The organism is Azospirillum sp. TSH58 (assembly GCF_003119115.1).
In the GTDB taxonomy this organism is placed as follows: domain Bacteria; phylum Pseudomonadota; class Alphaproteobacteria; order Azospirillales; family Azospirillaceae; genus Azospirillum.
Genome location: NZ_CP022367.1, coordinates 1,422,424 through 1,433,400, shown reverse-complemented (window position 1 = coordinate 1,433,400; position 10,977 = coordinate 1,422,424). Strand labels below are relative to the sequence as shown.

Genomic DNA, 10,977 nt, shown 5'->3' with positions numbered 1-10,977 from the left:
GATGTGACAGAGAGCGTCGGGCGCGCGGATCCGCGCGCACGGACCGGCGCCGCCCGTCCGCTTTCCACCGTTTCGTGCGCCTGCCTTCCGATTGGGCATGGCGTGGTTGCGCGTCTTGATGATAGAGGTTGCGTATCGTCGCTTCACACGCACGTCATCATCATGGCCGGCTTGACCGACATCGACCGCACCCTCCTCCGCACCGCGCTGAAGGCCGCCAAGCGCAACGACGTCCCATCCGTCGGAATGCCGACCGAGACGCTGGAACGGCTTCTGGAGTATCTGGCGGTTCTGGAAGGCGCGCAGACCGGCGCGCGGACCGAGGGCAACCCAGGGGCGAGCTGACTCGCCGCAACCATTGCCTGACCCGCGATGGCGGGACATCCGAATCCCACGCTACATACTATCGTATGCCAGCCGCACGACGCCATGCCGACGGCCCCGGTGAACGGCACGTTGTGACATTGAATTCGAGTCGCAACCGAAGCTCGACGCTCTCGGTCAAAAGAGGTAATACTTTGGGACCCAATCTTTTTGGCGGACCATCGTCTTGTGCCAGTTTGCCACACCGGAATGCGGTCATGCCTGTCGCGCGATCAGGCTCGTCCGCGAACACAGCCGCGGCCCCGTGGGGTTGGACGCGCGCGCCTATCTGATCCGGGTCGAACGCCGGCTGATGCAGTTCCATTGCGGCGCCCCGCTGGGCATTCCAATGGAGGCGCCGCCGCCCCGCGAGGCCGCCGAGTAGCCGTCCGATCAAACCCCGGCCAGCAATTCAAGGGCCATCACGGCCTCAGGGCCATCAATCCCGCCCGCTGGGGGCTTCCGGTCGCCCGCGGTCCGGTTCACGGCCACGGTCCCCATCCGATGCCTCGTCGCGCTCCCGCTGGCGCTGCCATTGATCGAACTTCTCGGGATCGGTCACCAGATCGATGACGGACGGCTTCCGGCCGCCTTTGTCCTGCTGTGCGGGCATGAACACCTCCATCGTTGCACCACACCTGTCCTTTTGCATCATCAACAGCGCAAAGGGCCCGGCGCACCAAGCCCCGCAAGGGGAGAACCCCGCAAGCACAGCCCTTCTCCTTTGGCGTCCGGTTTTTGACACAGCACACCCCCGGCCGAATCCTTAGCCTGCGACGACGATCAAGACACAGTCGGGGGCGGGATGCTGAGGTTGGGAACACGGGTGAGGTTTGCGGGCCAGGAAGCCCTCGTCGTCGCACGAACCCTTGCCGGTGAGCCGACCTACGACATCCGTCTGGCCGACGGCCGTCTCATCAAATACGCCGCCGAAAGCGACCTGGAACCGATCGAGGGGGACGGGTCCGAACCGCCGCCCGCCTCGGCGCGGCCATCCGGTTCCGGCGGCTCCAATCCGGGGGGCATGCAGTGACCCGCGACGACTTCCCCTATTCGCTCCAGCCCTACGCGATGCCGGACGACGGCGGTGACGGGACGCAGGACAGCGACGCCTGGACGCTGGTGCTGTTCCGCGCCGCCGACGAGGCCGAGCGGCTGTGGTTCCGCGACCACGGCTTCGCCATGGAGGGCCGCCGCTGGGTCCGCCACGCGCCGGCTCCGGACGTCCTCGCGGCGACGCCGACCTCCGGCGACGCGTCCGAGGACGAGGACTTCGGAGACCGTGAGTCCGACGACCGGGCGCCGACCGGCGGCGGCCCCACGCCGGACGTCGCCGCCTGATCTTCCGTTCCGGCGTCCGCGGCCTATTCCTGTGCCGGCGCCCCTGTTCGCGGACACGCACGCCCCATGCCCGACAGCCTCGACTTCGACCGGAACGAGCTTGGTCCATTCCACATGGGCCCCGCTGACAGGCCCCCGGGCGATCCGTCCCATGGCGATCCGTCCCATGGCGATCCGCCTGCGGACGATCGTCCCCGGCCCGCCCCCTCCCCCGCCCCCACAGTGCCGCAGACCGCCCTGATCCGGCGGCTGCGCCGGGCGGCGTCGGGCAACGTCCCGGCGCCGGAAGGGGTGACGCTTCGCCAGGCCCAGCAGCGCGAGGTGATGGTCGGCGCCCATCTGACCCTGAGCATCGACTGGGCGACCGAGGTGGAGGTCCGGCTGGGCGCGGAGATGGTGCGCTTCGCCATCTACTGCCGCAATGCCGCCGAGCTGAATGCGACTCTGGCCCGCGACCTGGACGCCGAGGCCGCCTCGCTGGAGACGGCCCACCGCTTCGCCACGCTGCTCGGCCCGCTGGACGAGCGGGTCGAGGCGATGGCCGCGGCCGAGGAGCCGCTGCCGCCCCTGCCCTCGCTGCGCGGCCCCTATTACCTGCACGAGGTCTGCACCGGCTGCAACGGCGGCGGGGTGCGGGCCTGCGGCGGCGACGGCTGCCGCGGCGGCAAGATCCGCTGCACCCACAGCGCGACGGCCGAGGCGCCGGACTGCCCGGAGTGCGGCGGGCGCGGCCAGCACCGTTGCCCGGTCTGCGCCGGCGACGGGGTGGTCGCCTGCGAGTCCTGCGGCGGGGTCGGGCAGTTCACCCACATTCATCACCCCCGCCTGACCGCCCACCCCTCCTACAGCCTCACCGCCCCGCCGGACGCCCCGGCGGCGGTGCGGATGGCCCTGGAGCAGGCCGGCTTCGCCGGTTTCGCCGCGCTCGCCAACCCCGCGCCGGCCACGGTGCGCCATTCCGGCACGCAGCTTCTCTACCAGCGCAGCGGCACGCTGACGGTGGTCGCCTTGTCCTGGGACTGCGACGGCGTCCCGTTCGAGGTGGAAACCGTTGGGCCGGACGGCGACTCCGCCCCCCTTCCGCCCTTCCTGGACACCGTGCTGGCCCCGGTGCTGGCGCGCATCGCGGCGCTGCCGCCCGCCGACGCCTTCGCCCTGGCCGGCGCCTACCGCCTGACCCGCTCCGTCGCCGAAGCGGTGCTGGACGGCCGGGAACCGGACGCCGCGGCGATCGTGGCCGACCATGAGGGCTGCGTCAGCCCCGCCTTCGTGAAGGAAGCCGCTGCGGTGCTGGCGGAGCGCTTCGCCGAGACCAGCCGCACCGCCGTGGCACGGAGCTGGATCGCCGCGGCGGGGCTGCTCGCCCTGGTCCTGCTGCTGGTGGCGGGGGTGGACGCTCCGGCCCTGCTGACCGGCGCGACGCCCGAGCAGCCCGCCCCGGCGGCGCTGCGGCTGGGCTGGGACATCGGGCTTCCGATCGTTGCCGGGCTGGGCCTGTGGATGCTGGTGCGCGGGGTGGTGCGCGGGGCCCTGGGCGCGGCCTTCGGCGGGCCGGTCCGCGCCCCGGACCAGGGGTCCTGGCCGCTCGTCCTGCTGTCCGCCGCGGCGGCGCTCCATCTCGGCCTGCTGACCTGGTGGAACGGCGGGCCGGGCTTCAGCCGGCTGAACCACCGGCTCGACGTGGAAGCGATCACCGAGGGCCGCGCGCCGATGCCCGCCCCGCGCGTCCTGACGCCGGAGGAGCGGATCATGGCCGCGCAACGGGCGCTGGCCCGGCTGGGGCGCTACGACGGGGCCATCGACGGCAAGATGGGCGAAGGCACGAGGACCGGGCTCGCCAGCCTGACCGGGCTGGTCGATACGGCGCCGGGCGTGGCGCCCGAAGACCCGCTGGAGCTGGCCGTCGACATCGCCGCCGACCGGGTGGCCGTCAATGTGCGGACGCCAGAGCTGCTGGTCGGACCGGGCTGGAGCAACGCGACCCGCCTGCGCATGAACCGCGACGACCAGCCGCTGGTCGCGGGGGCGTTCCTGGGCGCGCTGGCGGCGTCGGGCACGGAACGGGCGGCGGCGGGTCAGGACTGGATGTCGGGGGACGGTCTGCGATCCGGGCGGATCACCGTGACGGGCCGAATCGCCGACCCGAAGGACCGCGGGCGGCTGTGCTTCGGGTTGACCCACGTCGTCACCACACCGGCCGGACGGGACGCCGGAACGCCGCTGCGCACCTGCCGCACCGCCGGAAACTGGACCCTCGAGGAATGAAGGGGACGGACGGACCGGCAAGGCCCGCGCCATGCGGGCATGAAAAAGGGGCCTGAAAAGGCCCCGATTTTCATTTTCGTCCGGCGATGCGCCGACGATAAGGATGGTGCGGTCGAGAAGACTCGAACTTCCACAGCATTTCTGCCACAGCGACCTCAACGCTGCGCGTCTACCAATTCCGCCACGACCGCGACTTCATCGTTCGAATGGACCGGGCCCATCAGCCCAACCCATTGAATTAACTTGCTTTCCTACGCGGGACGTTACGCGGCGCCGCTTCGGATTGCAACAACTTTCTGATGGTGCGGACACGCCGCCGACCGGCCTCGTGAGGCCCGCCCGCGCCCCCATCCGTGGACGCCGCGCCCTGTTATCGCATTCCCGGAGGATAAGCAAGCGGCATGCGCTGCCCGTCCACGGCGCGGAAACGGACCGTCGCACCATCCGCACCTTTTGATTGATGATTTCCTCCAAGATCTTCTGAAAAGAGGAGAGTTTTCCGGAAATGCATCGGACCGCACGATGATGCGGTGCAAAAATTTGGCTTCATGCGTTAACAGCGCTGTTTTTGACACTTTGTGACTCCTTTTGCCGTTTTCCGCTCTGCCTCGCGGTGCTATCGTTCGCCATCAGTTGTCCAATTGTTGGACCAAACTCAGGCGGCGCGATCATGAACGGCGTCTCAACCGTCAAGGCCATCTTCGAAGAGCTTCGCAAGGAGATCCCCGAGCGCTACCAGCCCGGCGATCTTCTTCCGAATGAACGGCTGCTGGCGGAACGGTTCGGCGTCAGCCGCAACACCATCCGCGAAGTCATCATCTTCCTCGAAGCCTACGGCTTGGTCGAGAAGACGCAGCGCGGCCCGCGCGCGAGCAAGCCCGACATCGAGGCGATGTTCCGCATTCTCGATCAATGCTTCGATCGCAGCGTCAAGACCTGCCGGGAAGTCTTGCAGTTCCGTCGGATCATCGAGATCGGGGTGCTGCCCGAAGTGGTGCGGCACATCACCGACGCGGAGATCGACGGGCTCGACCGTCTCGCCGAAGACATGGAGCACCAGTTGACGGTGCGCGAAGCGGCGGAGGTGGATTTCCGCTTCCATGCCGCCATCGTCGCGGCGTCCCGCAACTCCATGTTGCAGAAGATGTATCAGGCGATGTCGCAGCCGATGATCTATTACATGGAGATCGGCAAGAGCAACGCGGTGATCGGACCGACCACGGTCAATTATCATCGCCAGATCATCGCAGCGCTGCGTGAGCGCTCCATCGAGAAGGCCGTCGAGGCCAGCAACGCACACTTCCATTTCAGCGAGAGCGTGTTCAACCAGGAGGCGCAGCCCTCGGCTACGCCCACGGCCTGAACACGTCCGCTTTCCAAAAAAGGACATCACCTGTGAAAGCACTGATGATCGAAGGCGTGGACGTCTGCGCGATCCACGAGGTGGCGGAGCCGACTCCCGGCCCCGGCGAGGTGCTCCTGGCCATCCGCCACGTCGCCCTGTGCGGCAGCGATCTCAGCACCTTCAAGGGGCTGAACCCGCTGGTTTCCCTGCCGCGCATCCCCGGTCACGAGATCGGCGGCGAGATCGCCGCGGTGGGTGAGGGCGTTCCGGCCGAGTACGCCGTGGGCCGGCGCGCCATCGTCATTCCCTACACCGCCTGCGGCACCTGCCCGTCCTGCCGCAAGGGCCGGGTCAACGCCTGCCGCAGCAACCGCACGCTCGGCGTGCAGCAGAACGGCGGCCTGGCCGAACGCATCGTCCTGCCCTACGGCAAGCTGATCCTGAACGACACGCTGGCGCCGCGCCATCTGGCGCTGGTCGAGCCGCTGTCCGTCGGCTTCCACGCCGCGGCGCGCGGCCGCGTCGAGGCGTCCGACACCGTGCTGGTGCTGGGCTGCGGCATGATCGGGATGGGCGCCATCGCCGGCTCCGTCCATCGCGGCGCCACGGTGATCGCCGTGGACATCGGCGAGGCGAAGACCGGTCTGGCCCGCCGCTACGGTGCCGCCCACACCATCGACGCCGCCAAGGAGGACGTGGCCGCCCGCGTCCTGGAGCTGACCAACGGCGACGGCGCCGACGTGGTGATCGAGGCGGTCGGCCTGCCCGCCACCTTCACCCAGGCCATCGACCTCGTGTCCTTCGCCGGCCGCGTCGTCTACATCGGCTACGCCAAGGAGCCGGTGTCCTACAAGACGCAGTTCTTCAACCTGAAGGAACTGGACATCATGGGGTCGCGCAACGCGACCTCCGAGGATTTCCAGGCCGTCATCCGCTACCTCGAAACGCTCGATCACGCCCCCGACGACCTGATCTCCAAGGTCTTCCCCTTCGAGGAGGCCGACAAGGCCCTGCCCTATTGGGCCAAGGAGCGCGACACCACGGTCAAGGTGATGATCGAGCGCTGACCCTTCCGGCGGCGCCCGCCGGGCGCTGTCACCATCGGAACTGCTGCGGCGGGGCGTGCCGGCCCCGCCGCCGGGCCCCGCCCCGTCGGCTGGTCCCGTCCATGAGCCACGTCCACAGACGGGCTCCCCGGCATCCACTATGGAGGAAATAACAATGAAGCGCTTTCTGGCGTCTGCCCTTGCCGCGTGCGTGCTGTCCATCGGTGCCGCGTCCGGCGCCATGGCCAAGACCGAGATCATGGTCGCCTATGAGAACAACCCGGGCGAGCCGCTCGACCGGGTGATGCATCACTGGGCCGACCTTCTGAAGGAGAAGAGCAAGGGCGAGGTCACCCTGAAGCTGTTCCCCAGCTCGCAGCTGGGCGCCAAGAAGGACGTGATGGAACAGGCGATGATGGGCATGAACGTCATCACCCTGTCCGACGTCGGCTTCCTGCAGGACTACGATCCGGACCTCGGCGTTCTGTTCGGCCCGTACCTGACCGACGACCCCCAGAAGCTCTTCAAGATCTACGAGAGCGACTGGTTCAAGAAGAAGGACGAGGCGCTGCGCAAGAAGGGCGTGCACATCGTCATGTCCAACTACCTGTACGGCGTGCGCCACATCCTCGCCAAGAAGCCGATCAACACGCCCGCCGACCTCAAGGGCATGAAGATCCGCGTCCCGAACAACGTGATGCAGATCAAGACGATCGAGGCGATGGGCGCCACCGCGACGCCGATGCCGCTGGGCGAGGTCTACCCGGCCCTGACCACCGGCCTGATCGACGGCGTGGAGAACCCGATCTCCGTGCTGTACGGCGCCAAGCTGCATGAGCAGGCCAAGTATCTCAGCCTCGTCGGCTACCTGACCAACACGTCGGTGTGGGTCGGCGGCGAAGCCTTCTTCAGCAAGCTGCCGGCGGACGTCGTGAAGATGGTCCACGAGACCGGCTACGAGGCCGGCCTCTTCAGCCAGAAGCTGGCCGCCGAGCAGGACGCCGAGTTCATCGAGAAGATGAAGGCGACCGGCGTCACCGTGATCCAGCCGGACCCGGCGCCGTTCCGCGAGGCCACCAAGGTCGTCTACACCCAGTTCCCCAAGTGGTCGGCCGGCCTGTACGAACAGATCCAGAAGGATCTCAAGTAAGAAATAAGTAAATCCGGGCGGAGCCTCGTTCCGCCCGGATCGTCTGGAGGATTATGCCATGGAGTTGATCCGGCGTCTGCCATCGGTCGTCGCGGGAGCCGCGCTGGCCGGTCTGGTGGTGATGACCATCGCGGCGGTGTTCGCCCGCTACATCTTCGACGCTCCGCTGCATTGGGGCGAGGAGATGTCCGGGCTTCTGATGATCTGGATCATCATGATCGGCGCCATCGTCGCCGAGCGTGACGGCCAGCATCTCGACATCCCGCTGTTCGTGGACCTGCTGCCCACCCGCATCCGGGCGGCGGTCGATCTGGCCGTCTCGGCCCTGTCGATCGTGATTCTCGGCTATGCCGGCTGGCTCGGCTACCTGCTGGCCCAGAGCGCCCAGTACAAGCTGACGGAAATTCTGCAGATCTCCTGGTTCTGGATCGATCTGGCCGTTCCGGTCGGCGCGGCCGGCATCATCATTTATCTTCTGCGCCGCTGCTTTATCGACATCATGGTGATTGCGAAGGGGAACGCGCCATGAGCTGGCCCGTCATCATTCTTATTATGCTTTGCCTGTTCGCCTTGAACATGCGGCTTTACATTGCAATTTTTGCATCGGTTCTTGTCTATTTCGTGTTTTTCAGCCCGGTCCCGGACCAGATCGCGGTGCAGCGGCTGATCGGCGCCTCGCAGAACCTGTCGCTTCTGGCGATTCCCTTCTTCATCCTGCTCGGCACGCTGATGGACCACACCGGCGTGGCCAAGCGCCTGCTGCGCGTGGCCGACCTGCTGGTCGGCAAGTTCACCGGCGGCATGGCGCTGACCAACATCATGCTGAGCACGCTGCTGGGCGGCGTCAGCGCCTCCAACCTCGCCGACAGCGCCATGCTGACCCGCATGCTGGTGCCGGAGATGGAGCGCAAGGGCTACAACCGCGCCTTCGCCGCCGCCGTCACCGCGTCGGGCGCGCTGGTGACGCCGATCATCCCGCCGGGCATCGCGCTGATCATCTACGGCCTCGTCGCCGACGTCTCCATCGGCGCCATGTTCATGGCCGGCATCCTGCCCGGCATCGTCATGGCCCTCATGCTGATGGTCGCCGCCTACATCGTGTCCAAGCGCAACGGCTATCCGCCGTCCCGCGACAGCTGGCCGACCACGTCGGAAACCACCAGCGCGCTGGTCGGCGCCTGGCCGGTTCTGGTCCTGCTGGTCGCCATCATCGGCGGCATCCGCGCCAACATCTTCACCCCGACCGAAGCCGGCGCGGTGGCGGTGCTGATCGTCCTGGTGATCGGCTTCGTGATCTACCGCGAGATGCGCGTCGCCCATGTGGTGGACGCCCTGGTCGGCACCTTCAAGGCGACCTCGTCGGTGATGCTGGTCATCATGGCCTGCTCGGCCCTGGCCTGGGTGCTGTCGCTGGAGCAGGCGGCGCAGCAGCTGGCGACCTACATCACGGCGCTGACCGACAACAAGTACGTCTTCCTGCTCATCCTCAACCTGCTTCTGCTGTTCCTGGGCATGCTGATCGAGGGCAACGCGATCCTCATCGTCATGGTCCCGCTGCTGATGCCGACGGTGCACCAGCTCGGCATCGACCCGATCCATTTCGGCATCGTGGTGATCGTGAACCTCGCGGTCGGCTGTCTGACGCCGCCGGTGGGCACGGTGATGCTGCTGGTCTGCAACCTCGCCAAGGTGAAGATCTCGGACTTCATGAAGCAGTCCACCCTGCTGTTCGTGGCGCTGTTCGTGGCGCTGATGCTGGTCACCTTCGTGCCGGAACTCTCGCTGCTCCTGGCCCGCTAAAGCGAACTTACGTTCGCTTTAGACTCATATCGCCTCATTCGCCGGCGGGCTCCGGTCGCATGTGCGACCGGGACCGCCGTCGCGGTCCAAAGCGGATCGCGATCCGCTTTGATCCCTCCCGCCGCCCTCCCGCTTCCCTCGCTTCTCCCCCAAGGGGCCCGACATGCCGAAGTACCTGAAGATCCATTCCAGCGACACCGTCGCCGTCGCCCTGGAGCCGCTGGCCCAGGGCACCGCGATCGACGGTCTGGGCGTCGTCCTGCTCGACGAGGTGCCGCAGGGCCACAAGTTTGCCGTGACCCCGCACCAGCCCGGCGACCGGGTCATCAAGTACGGCAGCGTAATCGGCCTCGCCAAGGAGGCGATCCCGGTGGGGCGGCACATCCACACCCACAACATCGGAACGGCGCTGGGCGGCCTGCAGGACTACGCCTACGCCGGGCCGGCGAACGATGCCGCGCCGGCCAAGCGGGAGGCGCCGACCATCCAGGCCTTCGTCCGCGCCAACGGCGAGATCGGCGTGCGCAACGACCTGTGGATCATCCCGCTGGTCGGCTGCGTCAACGGCCTCGCCAAGAACGCGGCCAAGCGCTTCGAGAAGATGGGCCTGCTGCCCGAGGGCTCCCGCGTCATGGTGCTGGAGCATCCCTACGGCTGTTCGCAGCTCGGCGGGGACCTGGACAACACCCGCAACATCCTGCGCGACTTCGCCATCCACCCCAACGCCGGCGGCGTGCTGGTCATGGGGCTGGGCTGCGAGAACAACACCCGCGCCCTGTTCACCCAGGGCTTCGAGCATCCCGACCCGCGCCGCCTGCGCTATCTGACCACCCAGGAGGTGTCGGACGAGCTTGAGGCGTCGCTGGAGGCGATGACCGAGCTGGCCGCGGTGATGCGTGAGGACAAGCGCGAGCCGGTCGGCGCCGACCGCCTGCGCATCGGCCTGAAGTGCGGCGGCTCGGACGGTTTCTCCGGCATCACCGCCAACCCGCTGCTGGGCGCCCTCTCCGACTGGCTGTGCGGGATCGGCGGCGCCACCGTGCTGACCGAGGTGCCGGAGATGTTCGGCGCCGAGCATCTGCTGATGGAGCGCGCGGAAAGCCGCGAGGTGTTCGAGGGCGTCGTCACCCTGATCAACGACTTCAAGCAGTACTTCATCGACCACAACCAGCCGATCTACGAGAACCCGTCGCCCGGCAACAAGGCGGGCGGCATCAGCACGCTGGAGGAGAAGTCGCTGGGCTGCACCCAGAAGGCCGGCCTGTCCCCGGTGCGCGACGTCATCCGCTACGCCGAGCGCATCCGCAAGCCGGGCCTGACCCTGCTGGAGGCGCCGGGCAACGACGGCGTGGCGGTCACCGCCCTGGCCGCCGCCGGCTGCCACATCGTGCTGTTCACCACCGGCCGCGGCACGCCGCTGGGCGGCGTCGTGCCGACCATGAAGATCGCCACCAACACCGCGATGGCCGAGAAGAAGCGGCACTGGATCGACTTCAACGCCGGCCCCATCGCCGAGGCCACCGCCACGGTGGACAGCCTGCTGCCGTCCTTCATCGACAGCATCCTCGCCGTCGCCAACGGCAAAGAGGCGCGCAACGAGGAGAACGACGTCCACGACCTCGTGATCTTCAAGTCCGGCGTCACGCTCTGACCCGTCACCCACCCAT

Annotated in this window: 11 protein-coding genes and 1 tRNA gene; 10 read left to right on the top strand and 2 right to left on the bottom strand. The window is 67.7% G+C overall.

The window, feature by feature from the left end; all coding sequences use genetic code 11:
- Positions 1-162: 162 nt before the first annotated feature.
- A complete protein-coding gene (locus TSH58p_RS27950) occupies positions 163-345 on the top strand; it encodes a hypothetical protein (RefSeq protein ID WP_109068907.1) in 183 nt (60 codons plus the stop codon).
- A 457-nt stretch (positions 346-802) separates the two neighbouring features.
- Here TSH58p_RS27950 and TSH58p_RS27945 read toward each other — a convergent pair whose 3' ends face one another.
- Positions 803-976, bottom strand: a complete 174-nt coding sequence (locus TSH58p_RS27945; RefSeq protein WP_247873900.1) for a hypothetical protein — start codon at positions 974-976, stop codon at positions 803-805.
- 213 nt (positions 977-1,189) lie between these two features.
- Here TSH58p_RS27945 and TSH58p_RS27940 point away from each other — a divergent pair, with 213 nt between their 5' ends.
- From TSH58p_RS27940 to TSH58p_RS34310, 3 genes are all read left to right on the top strand, one after another.
- Complete coding sequence (locus TSH58p_RS27940) at positions 1,190-1,396, top strand: hypothetical protein (protein WP_247873901.1); 207 nt, start codon at positions 1,190-1,192, stop codon at positions 1,394-1,396.
- Entirely contained in the window at positions 1,393-1,704 is a 312-nt protein-coding gene (locus tag TSH58p_RS27935) for a hypothetical protein (protein WP_109068910.1), read from the top strand. Before TSH58p_RS27940 ends, TSH58p_RS27935 begins: the two co-directional genes overlap by 4 nt.
- Positions 1,705-1,770: 66 nt before the next feature.
- The gene (locus TSH58p_RS34310) at positions 1,771-3,969 is read left to right on the top strand and encodes a hypothetical protein (RefSeq protein ID WP_247873902.1); all 2,199 of its coding nucleotides are present in this window, start codon (positions 1,771-1,773) and stop codon (positions 3,967-3,969) included.
- Between the two features lie 104 nt (positions 3,970-4,073).
- On the opposite strand, the gene TSH58p_RS27920 is transcribed toward TSH58p_RS34310, so the two are convergent.
- Positions 4,074-4,160 (bottom strand) — tRNA-Leu (locus TSH58p_RS27920).
- Between the two features lie 479 nt (positions 4,161-4,639).
- Here TSH58p_RS27920 and TSH58p_RS27915 point away from each other — a divergent pair.
- The 6 genes from TSH58p_RS27915 (at position 4,640) to TSH58p_RS27890 (ending at position 10,961) form a co-directional block, all read left to right on the top strand.
- Complete coding sequence (locus TSH58p_RS27915; RefSeq protein ID WP_109068911.1) at positions 4,640-5,332, top strand: FadR/GntR family transcriptional regulator; 693 nt, start codon at positions 4,640-4,642, stop codon at positions 5,330-5,332.
- Between the two features lie 44 nt (positions 5,333-5,376).
- The gene (locus tag TSH58p_RS27910; protein ID WP_109068912.1) at positions 5,377-6,381 is read left to right on the top strand and encodes a zinc-binding alcohol dehydrogenase family protein; all 1,005 of its coding nucleotides are present in this window, start codon (positions 5,377-5,379) and stop codon (positions 6,379-6,381) included.
- 220 nt (positions 6,382-6,601) lie between these two features.
- Positions 6,602-7,510 (top strand): C4-dicarboxylate TRAP transporter substrate-binding protein, encoded by a 909-nt coding sequence (locus TSH58p_RS27905; RefSeq protein ID WP_247895571.1) that lies wholly within the window; start codon positions 6,602-6,604, stop codon positions 7,508-7,510.
- A gap of 58 nt (positions 7,511-7,568) precedes the next feature.
- Positions 7,569-8,039 (top strand): TRAP transporter small permease, encoded by a 471-nt coding sequence (locus tag TSH58p_RS27900; RefSeq protein WP_109068914.1) that lies wholly within the window; start codon positions 7,569-7,571, stop codon positions 8,037-8,039.
- Positions 8,036-9,310 (top strand): TRAP transporter large permease, encoded by a 1,275-nt coding sequence (locus tag TSH58p_RS27895; protein ID WP_109068915.1) that lies wholly within the window; start codon positions 8,036-8,038, stop codon positions 9,308-9,310. Before TSH58p_RS27900 ends, TSH58p_RS27895 begins: the two co-directional genes overlap by 4 nt.
- 163 nt (positions 9,311-9,473) lie before the next feature.
- Positions 9,474-10,961, top strand: coding sequence for a UxaA family hydrolase (locus TSH58p_RS27890; RefSeq protein ID WP_109068916.1), 1,488 nt, complete (start codon positions 9,474-9,476; stop codon positions 10,959-10,961).
- Positions 10,962-10,977 lie beyond the last annotated feature (16 nt).

Coding starts and splice junctions, on each gene's coding strand:
- TSH58p_RS27905 (WP_247895571.1), top strand. CDS start 6,602: ATGGCCAAGACCGAGATCATGGTCGCCTATGAGAACAACCCGGGCGAG.
- TSH58p_RS27945 (WP_247873900.1), bottom strand. CDS start 976: ATGCCCGCACAGCAGGACAAAGGCGGCCGGAAGCCGTCCGTCATCGAT.
- TSH58p_RS27910 (WP_109068912.1), top strand. CDS start 5,377: ATGATCGAAGGCGTGGACGTCTGCGCGATCCACGAGGTGGCGGAGCCG.
- TSH58p_RS27900 (WP_109068914.1), top strand. CDS start 7,569: ATGGAGTTGATCCGGCGTCTGCCATCGGTCGTCGCGGGAGCCGCGCTG.
- TSH58p_RS34310 (WP_247873902.1), top strand. CDS start 1,771: ATGCCCGACAGCCTCGACTTCGACCGGAACGAGCTTGGTCCATTCCAC.
- TSH58p_RS27890 (WP_109068916.1), top strand. CDS start 9,474: ATGCCGAAGTACCTGAAGATCCATTCCAGCGACACCGTCGCCGTCGCC.
- TSH58p_RS27895 (WP_109068915.1), top strand. CDS start 8,036: ATGAGCTGGCCCGTCATCATTCTTATTATGCTTTGCCTGTTCGCCTTG.
- TSH58p_RS27950 (WP_109068907.1), top strand. CDS start 163: ATGGCCGGCTTGACCGACATCGACCGCACCCTCCTCCGCACCGCGCTG.
- TSH58p_RS27915 (WP_109068911.1), top strand. CDS start 4,640: ATGAACGGCGTCTCAACCGTCAAGGCCATCTTCGAAGAGCTTCGCAAG.